15 protein-coding genes are annotated in these 14058 nt (G+C 46.6%); 10 read left to right on the top strand and 5 right to left on the bottom strand.

Annotation, left to right across the window (positions count from 1 at the left end; genetic code table 11):
• Positions 1-127: 127 nt before the first annotated feature.
• Positions 128-922, bottom strand: a complete 795-nt coding sequence (gene hdhA, locus BUA56_RS11755) for a 7alpha-hydroxysteroid dehydrogenase (RefSeq protein ID WP_072851925.1) — start codon at positions 920-922, stop codon at positions 128-130.
• Between the two features lie 128 nt (positions 923-1050).
• On the opposite strand from hdhA, the gene ahpC reads away from it, so the two are divergent.
• The 3 genes from ahpC (at position 1051) to BUA56_RS11740 (ending at position 4604) form a co-directional block, all read left to right on the top strand.
• Positions 1051-1614: an alkyl hydroperoxide reductase subunit C gene (gene ahpC, locus BUA56_RS11750; protein WP_072851923.1), complete on the top strand. Its 564-nt coding sequence runs from the start codon at positions 1051-1053 to the stop codon at positions 1612-1614.
• A gap of 72 nt (positions 1615-1686) precedes the next feature.
• Complete coding sequence (locus BUA56_RS11745) at positions 1687-3342, top strand: FAD-dependent oxidoreductase (protein ID WP_072851921.1); 1656 nt, start codon at positions 1687-1689, stop codon at positions 3340-3342.
• Positions 3339-4604: an MFS transporter gene (locus BUA56_RS11740; protein WP_072851919.1), complete on the top strand. Its 1266-nt coding sequence runs from the start codon at positions 3339-3341 to the stop codon at positions 4602-4604. The genes BUA56_RS11745 and BUA56_RS11740 overlap by 4 nt, the downstream gene beginning before the upstream one ends.
• Positions 4605-4662: 58 nt before the next feature.
• Here BUA56_RS11740 and BUA56_RS11735 read toward each other — a convergent pair whose 3' ends face one another.
• Together BUA56_RS11735 and BUA56_RS11730 are read right to left on the bottom strand one after the other, a co-directional pair.
• Positions 4663-4899, bottom strand: a complete 237-nt coding sequence (locus tag BUA56_RS11735; RefSeq protein WP_072851916.1) for a kinase — start codon at positions 4897-4899, stop codon at positions 4663-4665.
• Between the two features lie 27 nt (positions 4900-4926).
• Complete coding sequence (locus BUA56_RS11730) at positions 4927-5439, bottom strand: ferritin (RefSeq protein ID WP_072851913.1); 513 nt, start codon at positions 5437-5439, stop codon at positions 4927-4929.
• A 401-nt stretch (positions 5440-5840) separates the two neighbouring features.
• Here BUA56_RS11730 and BUA56_RS11725 point away from each other — a divergent pair, with 401 nt between their 5' ends.
• Together BUA56_RS11725 and BUA56_RS11720 are read left to right on the top strand one after the other, a co-directional pair.
• The gene (locus tag BUA56_RS11725; RefSeq protein WP_072851911.1) at positions 5841-7217 is read left to right on the top strand and encodes a monomethylamine:corrinoid methyltransferase; all 1377 of its coding nucleotides are present in this window, start codon (positions 5841-5843) and stop codon (positions 7215-7217) included.
• Positions 7218-7234: 17 nt separating this feature from the next.
• A complete protein-coding gene (locus BUA56_RS11720; protein WP_072851909.1) occupies positions 7235-8809 on the top strand; it encodes a xanthine/uracil/vitamin C permease in 1575 nt (524 codons plus the stop codon).
• Positions 8810-8866: 57 nt separating this feature from the next.
• On the opposite strand, the gene BUA56_RS11715 is transcribed toward BUA56_RS11720, so the two are convergent.
• The gene (locus BUA56_RS11715) at positions 8867-9226 is read right to left on the bottom strand and encodes a metal-dependent transcriptional regulator (RefSeq protein ID WP_072851906.1); all 360 of its coding nucleotides are present in this window, start codon (positions 9224-9226) and stop codon (positions 8867-8869) included.
• A 205-nt stretch (positions 9227-9431) separates the two neighbouring features.
• Between BUA56_RS11715 and BUA56_RS11710 the strand changes: the two genes are divergently transcribed.
• The 5 genes from BUA56_RS11710 (at position 9432) to BUA56_RS11690 (ending at position 12909) form a co-directional block, all read left to right on the top strand.
• On the top strand, positions 9432-9644 hold the full coding sequence (locus BUA56_RS11710; protein WP_072851904.1) for a FeoA family protein: 213 nt from the start codon (positions 9432-9434) through the stop codon (positions 9642-9644).
• Positions 9645-9660: 16 nt separating this feature from the next.
• The gene (locus tag BUA56_RS11705; RefSeq protein ID WP_072851902.1) at positions 9661-9879 is read left to right on the top strand and encodes a FeoA family protein; all 219 of its coding nucleotides are present in this window, start codon (positions 9661-9663) and stop codon (positions 9877-9879) included.
• A 130-nt stretch (positions 9880-10009) separates the two neighbouring features.
• Positions 10010-12193 carry a ferrous iron transport protein B gene (gene feoB / locus BUA56_RS11700; protein WP_072851900.1) on the top strand — a complete coding sequence of 728 codons (2184 nt, stop codon included), beginning with the start codon at positions 10010-10012 and terminating at the stop codon, positions 12191-12193.
• Positions 12194-12262: 69 nt separating this feature from the next.
• The gene (locus tag BUA56_RS11695) at positions 12263-12403 is read left to right on the top strand and encodes a FeoB-associated Cys-rich membrane protein (protein ID WP_072851898.1); all 141 of its coding nucleotides are present in this window, start codon (positions 12263-12265) and stop codon (positions 12401-12403) included.
• Positions 12404-12420: 17 nt separating this feature from the next.
• Positions 12421-12909: a transcriptional repressor gene (locus tag BUA56_RS11690; RefSeq protein ID WP_072851897.1), complete on the top strand. Its 489-nt coding sequence runs from the start codon at positions 12421-12423 to the stop codon at positions 12907-12909.
• A gap of 116 nt (positions 12910-13025) precedes the next feature.
• Here BUA56_RS11690 and BUA56_RS11685 read toward each other — a convergent pair whose 3' ends face one another.
• Positions 13026-13889, bottom strand: a complete 864-nt coding sequence (locus BUA56_RS11685) for an AraC family transcriptional regulator (protein ID WP_072851895.1) — start codon at positions 13887-13889, stop codon at positions 13026-13028.
• Positions 13890-14058 lie beyond the last annotated feature (169 nt).

Genomic DNA, 14058 nt, shown 5'->3' with positions numbered 1-14058 from the left:
TAAATATAAGCTAATTATAAGTGGCAGCAGAAGAGAAGTCAAGAGTCAGTGTGATGCAAAAGAGAGCCGGATTGCTCCAGGCTCTCTTTTGGCAGATTCCTTCGAAATATTGGTTTAACAGACTTCCCTATAAGGACTTCCGAACCATATCTGCATATTGCGGTGTTCCGAGGCCGTATCCGCCTGCTACTTCCATGATATGTCCGGTAATATAAGAGGAGTCATCGCTGGCGAAAAAAAGTGCTGCATTGGCCATATCTTCAGGCTTGCCCATGCGGTTCAGGGGGACATGAGACAGAAAGGATGCCACAAAGGATTCCGGCATGGAATTCAGCGCGGCGTCGGTAGCTGTCAGACCGGGAAGAACGGCATTGCAGCGGATGTTATCCCGGGCATACTGCAGGGCAATCTGCTGCGTAATATTGTTAACGGCAGCTTTGGATACCCCATAGCCGATTCTGGTTATATCCGGGATAGATCCTCCCACGGAGGATATATTTACGATACTTCCCCATCCGTTATCAATCATATGTGGGATTACCAGCTTGGAAATGCGGTATACACTCCCGAGATTCAGATGCAGAAGATCAAAAAAGGCTTTTTCGGAACTGTGAATCAGATCCAGATCTTCAGAGGGACGGCCGACACCAAAATTATTGATGAGAATATCCAGTCTGCCGCTCTGAGTCATCACGTCATCCACCATAGAAGCGTAGCTCTCCTCCTTAGTGGCTTCAAAATATACTGGGGTCATATCAAACCCCTTCTCTTTGTATTCATCACAAATCTTCTGAGTATCCTCCATTCTGCGGACACCCATATATACCCTGGCTCCCTCCTCTGCTAATTTTAACGCACAGGCCAGGCCGATGCCCTTTGTTGCAGAGGTAACAAGAGCTGTTTTGTTCTGGAGTTTTTTCATGTTTTACCACCTTTATTTTATAATGTTACAGTTAGTTTTATCGGATGTACGCAAAATATACATTCCGTTTTCTGCATAAACCAGCCATGTCCGCAGATACTAAAACAGAATAAATCAGGAGGTGAATTATGGCGTTAATTGGAAGAAAATTAGAGGATTTTGCAGTGCAGTCCTATCAGAACGGAGAGTTCAAAGAAGTAACCTTAAACTGTATAGAGGGACACTGGTCGGTTTTTGTATTTTATCCGGCAGATTTTACATTTGTGTGCCCTACTGAGCTTGGGGATCTGGCTGACAATTACGAGAAGTTTAAGGAAATTGACTGTGAGATCTATTCTGTGTCTACGGACACTCATTTTGTCCACAAAGCATGGGCAGATACTTCAGATACCATCAGAAAGATTCAGTACCCAATGCTGGCGGATCCTACCGGAAAACTGGCCCGTATGTTCGAAGTACTCATAGAAGAGGAGGGACTTGCTCTTCGGGGAACCTTTATTGTGAATCCCGAAGGAGTCATAAAGGCATATGAAGTAAACGACAACAGTATCGGAAGAGATGCGGAAGAACTTCTGCGCAAGGTACAGGCCGCACAGTTTGTAGCAGTTCACGGAGACCAGGTATGCCCGGCAAAATGGAAACCAGGGGAGGAAACACTTTCTCCAAGCCTTGATTTAATCGGAAAATTATAAGAATCTGCCGCTGGGACCTGCAGCTGGTCCCCATGCGGCATTTTTGAATACGGTCAGGAAAGGAATTTAGATATGGAACATGGTATTTATGATCTGTTGATTCTGGGAGGGGGCTGTGCCGGACTGACTGCGGGGATCTATGCGGGCCGTGCAAAACTTAAGGCAGCTGTAGTAGAAAAACAGGGGGCCGGCGGGCAGGCGGCAATTACAGATGAGATTGCGAATTATCCTGGATTTAGAAAAATATCCGGGACGGAACTGGCAGAAAGAATGCTGGAGCAGGCTTCTTCCTTTGGAACAGAATTTCTGCAGCAGGATGTAGTTAACCTGAAGCTTACCCAGGAGATCAAAGAGGTAGAGACAAGCTCCGGGGTTTTGAAAAGCCGGGCTGTTATACTGGCCACAGGGGCGGAGCCTAAAAAGCTGGGCTTTCAGGGGGAAGAGGAGTTCAGAGGGAGAGGAATCGGGTACTGTGCTACCTGCGATGGCTTTTTCTTTGAGGGTAAAGACATTTTTGTAATCGGCGGCGGCTACAGTGCTGCTGAAGAGGCTCTCTACCTTACCCGTTTTGGTAAAAAAGTGACTGTTGTGGTGAGAAAAGGCGCTTTTAAGTGTGCAAAATCTATCTCTGACAAAGTGCTCTCCCATCCGAAGATTGAAGTGATGTTTCATACGGAGATTACCGAGGCATACGGGGATACTGTGCTCAGAGGCGCCGTATTTAAAAACAATCAGACAGGAGAGACCTTTGAGTACAAGGTGTCAGAGGAGGATGAAACCTTCGGTATCTTTGTATTTATCGGTTACCAGCCTTCTACAGAACTGTATCGGGGACAGGTTACATTAGACGAAGCCGGGCATGTGATAACCAATGAACGGATGGAAACAAATCTTTCCGGTGTCTATGCCGCCGGGGATCTCAGGCCAAAGCTCCTCAGGCAGCTGGTGACCGCTACTGCTGACGGAGCGATCGCGGCAACACAGGTAGAAAAGTACATCACAGAATACAAGGAAAAGCACGGCATTCGGGAGGAAAAAAACCTGAATGTATCAGAGCAGACAGAGGCGGACTCTGTGGACGGGCCTGCTATTATCTCACAGGACTTACGTTCTCAGGTACAGACGGTGTTTGACAAACTGGAGAGAGAGACTTACCTGGCAGTTATCCTGGACGACAGCAGAAAGTCTGAGGAGCTAAAGAAATTTTGTGAAGAGGTATGCAGTATTTGCAAAAGGATTCATATGGTAATCCGGAGGAAGGGGGAGGATAAGGAATTGGAAGCAGAAGTAAATGCTGAGAATTACCCTATGATTGCACTTCTGAAGGAAACAAAAGAATACAGCGGAGTAAAATTTTCAGGAATCCCGGCGGGCCACGAGTTTAATTCCTTCGTGCTGGCTGTCTATAATCTGTCAGGTCCTGGCCAGGGAGTGGAAGAGTCGGTGCAAAACCGGGTAATGGCTGTCAAAAGGAGGGTTAAGCTGCAGATCGCAATCTCTCTGTCCTGCCATTTCTGTCCGGAGACCGTAATAGCCGCACAGCATCTGGCTATCTTAAATCCCCAGATAGAGGCAGAAATGATAGATATCAGTATGTTTCCCCAGCTGAAGAAAACGTATAGTCTTATGAGTGTACCGGCATTGATTATAAATGAAAAGCAGACCGTATTCGGGGCGCTCTCTATGGAACAGATTCTGGAACAGATAGAAAAGGTAGGGCAGCTATGACTGAAAGAAGATGGCATTATGCGTGGAATATACTGCTGGGCGTAATACTAATACGGGGATTTGCGGGGGGCGGAATCAATATGACCTCAGGTCTCTTCCTTCTGCCGGTATCCCGGGAAATCGGGGTTGGTATAGGAAGTCTCTCCCTCTACATGAGCATCTCCTCTGTAGTGCTGGTACTTTTTCTTCCCCTTGCGGGAAAGCTTATCAACAAGTACGATATCCGGATGGTGACGCTGGCCGGGGCAGCGCTGCAGGCTGTTTCATTTGCGGCCTGCGGGTTTTTAAATAAGGTTTATGGTTGGTATCTTCTTGCAGTTCCCCAGGCCATAGGGGCGGCCATAGTAGTAAATCTTCTGGGGCCGATTCTGATTAACCGGTGGTTTTCGAGAAATGTAGGCCTTATGCTCGGTATTCAGATGGCCTGCGTCAGTTTGTTTGGAGCCGTTCTTCAGCCGGTCACCTCTGCTGTCATAGCCGGAAGCGGATGGAGAACTGCTTATATTTTGGTTGGAGGGGTTACATTTGCCGTCATTCTATTGGCGTCATTGATACTCCTGCGCAATTCGCCCAAAGACAGCGGCATGCTTCCCTATGGAGCAGAGGAAAAGACAGCGGCGGCAGACAAGGAAAAGCCCAGACAGCAGCTAGAGATAGAGGAGAAGACAGCCTTAAAATCAATCTCTTTTTATCTGCTGCTGATATTTATGATAGCGATTACGGGAGTGGGGGTATTTGTTCAGCATATTCCCACCTATGGGCAGCTGCTGGGTTATTCTGCCCAGAGTACAGGAATGGCTCTGGCCTTTGCCTCAGTGGGAAGTTCCATCGGCTCCGTGGCCATAGGCATGATCAGCGATCGTATCGGCAGTCTGAAGACCTGCTATGGCATCATTGTGATCGGGCTTTTGGCGGCAGCAGGCTTTCTGTTTGCATCCCACAGCTTTTTGATCTTTGGATTAGCTACCTTTATGCATGGCCTGGTCAGCTCCGGTGTTATGGTGCTGGCACCTATCTTGACCCTTACCTTCTATGGACAGAAGGATTATGAGAAGATATACGCAAAGGTTTCCATGGGTGCCCCTCTGGCATCTATCCTTCTGATTCCCGCTTACGGGTTTATCTATGATTTTATGAATGACTACCGTCCGGTCTTATTTGGCATTATCATTCTGCTGCTGATCTCAGCGTTCTGTATTGCGGCAGGCTGGAAAAACCGATGTACCATGGACGGCTGCCCAACCTGGAAGACCAGAAAATAGCAGCAGTACCAAAGAGAAAACCCGGAAAACCAACGGATTGATTTCCGGGTTTCCGGGTTTATTTCCATTCTTTCATAATCTGTATGATCTGGGCTTCATAATCCCCGAAGAGATCTTCGCTGTAGCCGCCGTTTCTCACATTCGTTTCAGCCCCCCAGGACTCATCCTGAAATTCCCAGACGTGATAGGCAATTCCCCGGTATTCAAAGTCAATGCTGCCGCATCCATCCTCTTCCACATAGGAGTATGGCTGCTGACGCTCTTTCAGCACAGCCTGTATCTGTTCAAGGCGCATATAGGTGTCTCCTCCCTCTTTTCAGTGTTACAATACCAGTGAAGGCGCAGCATATACCCTGCCGGCAAGCTCCTGGTCCAGCATATAGAGGCTTTTTGGATCTGAACCAAAGAGCTCCATCTTTTTGATTAAATCATTCGCGTTAGTTTCCTCTTCCCCCTGTTCCTTGACAAACCAGTCTAAAAACTGCATGGTCCTGAAATCCTTTACACTGTAAGCTGCATCGTAGATGTTGTGAATCAGGCCGGTGACATACTGCTCATGGGCCAGTCCCTCCTTCAGGGCGTCCATATTCCCACTGAGATCCGCTGAAGGCTTTTCAATTGCCTCAAAAGTGACGGGGACATCGTTATTCTGCATATATTGTATAAATAACATAGCGTGATCCCGTTCTTCCTGTGCCTGTACCTGGTACCAGTTGGCAAAGCCGTTCAGTCCCTGCTCTACGTAAAAATTAGCAAAGTGGAGATAGAGATAAGCGGAATAAAACTCTTTATTAACCTGTGTATTTAAAAGTTCAGCTACTTTATTATTTAACATAATCATTTCTCCTTTCGATTCTAAGCTTGCCTACAGTATAGTACAGATGTTCTGTAAAATCAATAAGTTACCGGAAAGTTCCTTTTATCAGCAGGGCTTATAAAAGGATTAGCAGAAATAAATACTGATAACGGTGGAAAATATTGATAAATTCAACAAAATATGGTATTATGTTACAAATAGTTTTATAACAACCGTATAAAAGGACGAAAAACCTATTTAAATTTTAGATTTAAAGGTTTTTCGTCCTTTTTTGATATATAGAAATCTGAGAAACAGATTTCAGTATTATCATAAGTACTGCAGTTCAGAGTTGCGGAAGAACTGGCTGGATGTGGGACAGGCGGTGCTTGTTGCGGTAAGTACCTGGCAAATCGTTATAGGATAAGGAGGACGAACAGATGAATGCAAAGGAGTATCTGGAAATCTGTTCCAGGAGTTATACTGGAACGAAGGTAACAAAGAATGAGTGGGACATGGACTATCTGATAGATGAAGTCCGGGAATTAGTAGAGGAGTACAGCTTCAGCTGGGACAAACAGGTTCTTATTCCTCAGGATGACCGTCTCTTGGAGGATATGCTGGCGGCTGCTAAAACCCTGATTCTGAAAATCGGTGTCTATAATATGTCCACAGGCCGTATTATCACATTTACGGAGGAAGAGATTGAACAGGGCATACGAAACATGAAACAGGAGCTTGTGATGGGGGAAGGCAAAGATGCGTATACTCTGGTAGCCAGAGGCATAGAGGACAGAAGAGAGCCGGCTGTCTGGGCCGGCAATCCGGGGTGTCCTACGCCGGAACGTATGTATTATGCCAATGTGCTAAGCTCTGCCAAGGAACCGGTGGTCGATTTGCTGACCTGCGGTTCTCTGGTAGATGTGGACGGCCATACTGTGAAAAGCGGGGATCCTACAGAGGTGATTGCCGTGAGGCGGGAACTTCAGTATCTCCACAAGGCCCTGGAAGCTGTGGGACGGCCCGGTATGGGGCTTTTGGCGGCTGAGAGTGCGGTTACGGAGATGGGAGATCTGAGTGCCTCCTATGAGCGCTGTCTGCGTCCATGCGATTCCCATCTGGTGGCAATGTTTAACGAACTGATTATTGACAACGGGAATCTGATACGTGCCGCCAACTCCCTGGATTACGGCATGAAAAATGCCTCTCTGGCCTGTACCATGGTGGGAGGCCTGGCGGGAGATGCACCGGGCGCTACCCTTGTAATGACCGCGTCTATCCTGGCGGCTAATATTTTGTGTCTGGCAGACTATCACCTCTGTCATCCCATCCATATCAAGGAAGTGGCTACCACAGCCAGGGGCTGCCTGTGGCTTCAGGCTGTACTCTGCCAGATCTTTGCAAAATGTGCTCCGGCAATTATCGTATGTGATCTGTGGCCAAGCAGCGGTGCGCTTACCAAAGAGCTTCTCTATGAAGTGGCGGCGAACTCTATTGTTGTAACCGTCTGCGGCGGGCATCTGGAAGGGCTTGGATCAGCAAACGGAAGGGAGCCCAACGGCACAGGACTTGAAGTAAGACTGATGGGCGAGGTAGGAAAAGCTGTGGCAAGACAGGGAATGACCCGGTCGCAGGCAAATGAGATCGTATTAAAGCTTCTGGAAAAATATGAGCATATATTCCAGATGGAGGATAAGAATAAAGGAAAACGCTTTGATGAGGCGTATGACATGGAGACAGTAACTCCGGTTCCTGAGTGGGAAGCCATGTATGTGGAAGTGAAAGAAGAGCTGAGGACCATGGGAATCTGCTTTTAGCTACAGCAGGAGAAAGGATGGGAAAAGTGAATCAGACAAAACTTACGGTATCTTTTTTTAAACGCGGTGATCTGGGCGGCATCACATATATTGTGACAAATAACATTGTCAACTATCTTATTGTAATTGCTACTTTATCAGGGGTTCTGCAGTGGCCGGATGAAATTGTGTATGGCCGGGTGATACCGGGAATGTCCATCGGACTCCTTCTGGGAGGACTGTATTACTGCTATATGGGATACAAGCTTTCTAAAAAGGAGGGGCGCAGCGACGTAACGGCACTGCCTTCCGGTGTCTCCACTCCTGCTATGTTTGTAATGCTCTACGGGGTAATCACCCCTCTTCACTATGCGCTGGGCGATCCGCAGCTTGCCTGGTCTGCAGCAGTGGCCGCCTGTTTTATCGGCGGGTTTGTGGAATTCTGCGGGGGTATCATCGGCCCATGGATTAAGAAAAAGGTGCCCAGAGCAGCCCTCCTCGGCACTGTGGCCGGGATCGGGTTTATCTGGATGGCAACCCAGGGTGTGTTTGACGTGTTCCGGGATCCCGTGGTAGGGCTGCCCATTTTCATAGTCGCCATGTTTGGTGTATTTGGAGGATATTTGTTTCCCAAAAAAATTCCTCCCCTGGTAGTGGCAATTGTGGGAGGCATTATCTATGCACTTTGTCTTGGACGGACACACTTTGATTTTTCAGGGATAGGCTTTTATTTCCCGAATCCGGTAACAACAGTGCAGGCCCTTGTCAGCGGATTCGCTGTTGTAGCACCCTACCTTACAATCATTATCCCTATTGAGATCTATAATTTTATAGAGACTATGGACAATGTGGAGGCGGCTAACGCTGCAGGTGACAATTACAGTGTCCGGGAAGCACAGTTTGCCGATGGGATATGTACCATGTTTTCCGCATTATTCGGAGGCGTAGTTCCCAACACTGTATGGCTGGGGCATGCAGGACTTAAGAAAGCAGAGGCAGGAATCGGCTATTCGGCAGTCTCGGGCATCGTATTCGGGCTGGCCGGCATCTTTGGACTGTTTACGTTCCTGAATAATCTGGTGCCGCCTGCTGTTTGTGCTATTACATATATCTGGTGTGCCATCGTTATGGTATCCCAGGCGTTCAAGGATACGCCGGTAAGGCACTACGCGGCAGTGGGGATAGCAATGGTGCCTCCGGTTGCTGACTACCTGTTTACACAGATTACAGGTGCGGTAAGCCTTACAGGGACTTATACAGAGACAATGGCGAATGGGCTTTCCGGATATGCCCCGGAGATTAACCAAAAGCTTATCGATGCCGGGGTTATGTGGAACGGAGTGCCGGCGGTAAAGTCAGGGGCAATTATCATAGGAATTCTTCTGGGCACAATGACCGTGTTTATAATTGAAAAAAAGTTAAACGCAGTGGGATTTACCTGTCTGGTGGGTGCTTTGCTGTCTGCCTTTGGATTTATCCACAGCGCTGAGCTGGGGCTGCATCTCACATCTCCCTTTGCCCTGGCTTATCTGGTGATGGCGGTAATTTGTTTTATCCTGAATCTGGGAAAAGGAAAATGGTTTGACGCGCCGGATGACTTTGATTACGTATAATGAAGCAGGAGGCAGCTGGTTGGAATCAGCTGCCTCCTGCATATGGAAGTTTGATCTTCACTTGATATGTTTTTTTATAGCCTCAAAACTTTCTTTACTGATCACATGCTCTATTCTGCAGGCGTCCTCTGCGGCGATCCTCTCATCCACCCCAAGACGGACCAGCCAGTTTGTTAACAGCTCATGGCGCTCAAAGATCATCTCCGCGATCTCTTTTCCTGACGCTGTCAGGGTGATGTAACCCTCTTTTGACATGACGATATGTTCTTTTTGCCGAAGGTTTTTCATAGCCACACTGACGCTGGATTTTTTAAAACCTAATTCTTCCGCAATATCTACGGAGCGGACAACAGGATGTGACTTGCTCAGGACAAGTATAGTTTCCAAATAATTTTCAGCAGATTCATTCACATGCATGGTATTCCCACCTTAATTCCATAATATTCACTGTTTGTATGTCAGATTCAATTAGTATAACATATCCGGCACACAACAGCAAACAAAAGGTAATTGAGAAAAAGTATCAATAAGGTTCTTGACAATAATTGGATGTTAGAATATACTAACCATAGAAATGAAAACCATTATCAATTTCAATTTTAAAGAAAGCAGAGGGGATAGGATGCCGTTAACAATGGTAAAAGCCGGAGAACCCAACATAATCCGTAAGGTTGGAGGAAAAGAAGAGACAAGAAGATTCCTGGAAAATCTGGGCTTTATAACAGGCAGCACTGTTACAGTAGTCTCAGAGATTGGCGGTAATATGATTGTGAACGTTAAGGAATCCCGTGTGGCTATCGGAAAAGATATGGCCAATAAAATCATGGTAGGATAAAGAAGGAGAGACAAGAATGACACTAAAAGAAATTCCCTGTGGGAAAAGCGTAAAAGTGACTAAAGTTGCCGGTGAGGGGCCGGTAAAACGAAGAATTATGGATATGGGCATTACCAAAGGTGTGGAAGTTTTCGTGCGAAAGGTTGCACCTCTGGGAGATCCCGTGGAAATCACAGTTAGAGGATATGAGCTGTCCGTGCGCAAAGCAGATGCTGAAATGATACAGGTGGAATGATTTTTGCCCATTGGTTAGTGTAAACTAATCAAAGATAGTCTTAACAAATCAGAATTAGTATGTACAGACGTTGCAATATACAGCAGATAAAGCAAAAAGAATTGCCGATTTGGCAGAAAAGAGGTAGAACATGTCAATTACAATTGCGTTAGCAGGGAACCCTAACAGTGGGAAGACTACATTATTTAATGCGCTTACAGGTTCCAATCAGTTTGTTGGAAACTGGCCCGGGGTTACGGTAGAAAAGAAGGAAGGAAAATTAAAAGGTCATAAAGATGTTATGATCATGGACCTGCCGGGGATATATTCCCTTTCTCCATATACACTGGAGGAAGTGGTGGCAAGAAACTATCTGATCAGTGAACGGCCGGATGCTATCCTGAATATTGTAGACGGGACGAATATTGAGAGAAACCTGTACTTGTCCACACAGCTGATGGAACTGGGAATTCCGGTAGTGATGGCTGTCAATATGATGGATGTAGTTGAGAAGTCAGGCGACAAGATACATATCGGAAAACTAAGCCAGAAGCTGGGATGTGAAGTTGTTGAGATCTCAGCGCTGAAAGGAAACGGTGTCCAGAAGGCTGCGGAAAAAGCCATTGCCGCAGCAGGCAAAAAAGAGGGAACTCCTCCGGTGCATAAGTTTGCGCCAGAGGTAGAACAAATTCTGGAAGCAGTAGAAGATAAAATGGATGGCACAGTTCCTCAGGAGCAGAAAAGATTTTTCGCCGTCAAGCTTCTGGAAAAAGATGATAAAATTCAATCTCAGATGAAGCATGTGCCTGATGTTTCGGAGGAGATCCGGCAGATAGAAGAAGAGATGGACGATGACACAGAGAGTATTATTACCAACGAGCGGTATGCGTACATCGGTGCTATAATCGGCGAGTGTTATAAGAAGCACAGCAAAGATAAACTTACTGTATCTGATAAGATTGACAGGATTGTTACAAACCGGTTCCTGGCACTGCCCATTTTTGCGGTGGTAATGCTTATTGTATATTCCATCTCTGTGACTACAGTGGGTACCTGGGCCACTGACTGGGCGAATGACGGAGTATTCGGAGACGGATGGAGCTTGTTTGGACTTGAGATACCCGGCATTCCCGTGCTGCTTGAGTCTGCTCTGACTGCGGTGGGCTGTGCTGCCTGGCTACAGGGCCTGATATTGGATGGTATCGTGGCCGGTGTGGGCGCCGTCCTTGGCTTTGTGCCCCAGATGCTGGTGCTTTTCATTTTCCTGGCATTTTTGGAATCCTGCGGATATATGGCCAGAATTGCATTTATTATGGACAGAATCTTCCGCAAATTCGGTCTGTCCGGAAAATCATTTATCCCTATGTTAATTGGAAGCGGATGCGGGGTACCGGGAATTATGGCGTCACGAACCATTGAAAATGACAGAGACCGTAAGATGACCATTATGACAACAACATTTATTCCCTGCGGTGCCAAGCTTCCTATTATTGCTCTGATTGCAGGGGCCCTCTTTGGAGGCGCCTGGTGGGTAGCACCCAGTGCGTACTTTGTGGGAATCGCCGCAATTATCTGCTCCGGAATTATATTAAAGAAAACAAAAATGTTTGCAGGGGACCCGGCGCCCTTTGTTATGGAGCTTCCTGCTTACCATCTTCCTACTGTTGGCAATGTGCTTCGCAGCATGTGGGAGAGGGGCTGGTCCTTTATAAAGAAAGCCGGTACAATCATACTTCTCTCGACCATTTTTGTATGGTTTACCTCATACTTTGGATGGGTAGGGGGCAAGTTCAGAATGTTGGAGGATATGGAACTGAATCACAGTATTCTTGCGGCGATAGGCAACGGAGTGGCCTGGATTTTTGCTCCTCTCGGATGGGGGGACTGGAGATCTGCGGTGGCAGCAATAACCGGACTGGTGGCAAAAGAAAATGTAGTGGGAACCTTTGGAATTCTATATGGCTTCGCAGAGGTTGCAGAGGACGGAACCGAGATTTGGGGAACCCTTGCCGGCAGTATGACAGCAGCTGCAGCATACTCTTTCCTGGTCTTCAATCTGCTGTGCGCACCCTGCTTTGCGGCAATGGGTGCGATCAAGAGAGAGATGAACAATGTGAAATGGTTCTGGTTTGCCATTGGATATCAGACGCTTCTTGCCTATGCGGTATCCCTCTGTGTATACCAGCTGGGTAACTGGATGACAGCTGGGGTATTTGGAATCGGAACTGCAGCAGCGATTCTTCTTGTAATTGGGTTTATCTATCTGCTGGTAAGACCGTACAGAGAAAGCAAGACACTGGATGTAAATCTAAAAAGAATGGCGAATGCGAAATAGTAAGCAGCATAAAGCCCCACACGAGGCTGCATAGACATGCAGGCTCAGAGTATAAGGAGGTGAAAGTGTATGGGAACCATTGTAGTTGGAATTATTGTCATAGGTGTGTCTGGCCTGGCGGTAAGAAGCATGGTACGTGGCAAAAAAGATGGAAAATCCCTCCAATGCGGATGTGACTGCAAACACTGCGGCGGTCACTGCAGACACTAGAAAGGAAAAAGGCTGAGGTGACAGATAGAGGCAATACTAAGGAAAAAAGAAAACTTCCGGACTCCAGAAGCTATCAGCGTACGCAGATGCAGAGGGAAATTATCATAGATAAACTGCGGGAGCGTGGCTGCAGGATTACCAAACAGCGCCTGACGCTGCTGGATATTATCCTTAAAAATGAGTGCTCAAGCTGCAAGGAAATATTTTATATGGCTGCTAAGATAGATGATAGAATCGGTGCCGCTACGGTATACCGCATGGTGAATGTTCTGGAGGAGATAGGCGCCATCAGCAGAAAAAATATGTATAAAGTAGCATACTCAGAAAACTGCTCTATGGAGAACGCCTGCACGGTTGTGTTAGACGATGAGACCGTGTACCATCTTTCTGCCCAGAAATGGAACACCGTGGTGAGAGCCGGGCTGTCCGCCTGCGGGTATCTGGAACGGCAGAAGATTTCATCAATTACAGTAAAACCATGTGGATGTGAAAGGGCTGGCTGCTGACCAAATCCGGCCTGCTCAGATATAGGAGAATATAATAAGACTGCACAGAACATAGAGAAAAGCAGCAGACAGAGAAAAACGTTCATTTCCCTGCCTGCTGCTTTTTCTGCGGGTATTTATGGTTCCCCGGAGGGTAGGATCTTGTGCTTCTGCCGGTATTCTCTGGGTGAAATCCCGAAGACCTTTTTAAAAGCCCGGGAGAAATGAAGCTGGTTGGGATATCCCACAGAGCTTCCTATCTCCCCGATTGAGGAATCGGTCAGTTTTAAAGCCTCTGCGGCTTTTGTCATACGGTAATGAATGAGAAAGTCCTGAGGGGATTGTCCGATGACATCTTTAAAAATTTTGCCGAAATAACTGCGATCCAGGCTGCAGCGTCTGGCCATATCTAAGACGGTGATATTTCTGGAATAATTTTGTTCGATAAAGGTTACTGCTTCCCTGGCATAGAATTCGCTCAGCCTTCCTCCCTGGAGCTTCTGTTTGCAGGAGGAACCTGCGATGAGCCGATCCATAAACAGATAGAGATGGCCAATCTGGCTTAAAGGAGAGGCCGCGGTATTCCGGACAATAGAAAACATTTCGTTGAGGAGCTCTTCCCCATGGAGAGGAGTATCCGGGGTAAAGATGGGATGCTCTCTGGAAAGGCCGGCAATCTCCAGAAATTCTTTGGCTCTTAATCCGCCGAATTCTAGCCAAATATATTCCCAGGGCTCTTTTTCATCCGCATAATAAAGATTGACAAATTCCGGTTCAATTAAAAAACCGGATCCTTCCGTCAGGTGATAGATGGCAGCATTGTCATGCGCATCATTGGAGTGCAGGGTTCCCTTTCCTGAGATTACGTAATGAAATAAATAGTGATTTCTGACAAAAGGCCCGAAGGAATGAAGAGGAGCGCATTTTTCATACCCAAATTGGTATAAAGTTAAATCCATAAAATGTTCGTCCGGAAAAATAGAAAATAAAACATTGGGCATATTTCACCTCCTGCGCATAGATAAACAGGTAATAGTAGTTAAAAATATAGATATATTTTTAGCTATATCCGACAAATATTAGTGATTTTGTTTTATTATATACCAAAATGCGTCTATACTTCAACTATTTTCGTGAAAAGACGAATAAGGAAATAAAAACTGACTCATA

This window comes from Lactonifactor longoviformis DSM 17459 (assembly GCF_900129135.1).
Taxonomy (GTDB): domain Bacteria; phylum Bacillota; class Clostridia; order Lachnospirales; family Lachnospiraceae; genus Lactonifactor; species Lactonifactor longoviformis.
The sequence above is the reverse complement of the archived record's forward strand: the minus strand, read 5'-3'. Positions and strand labels throughout refer to the sequence as shown.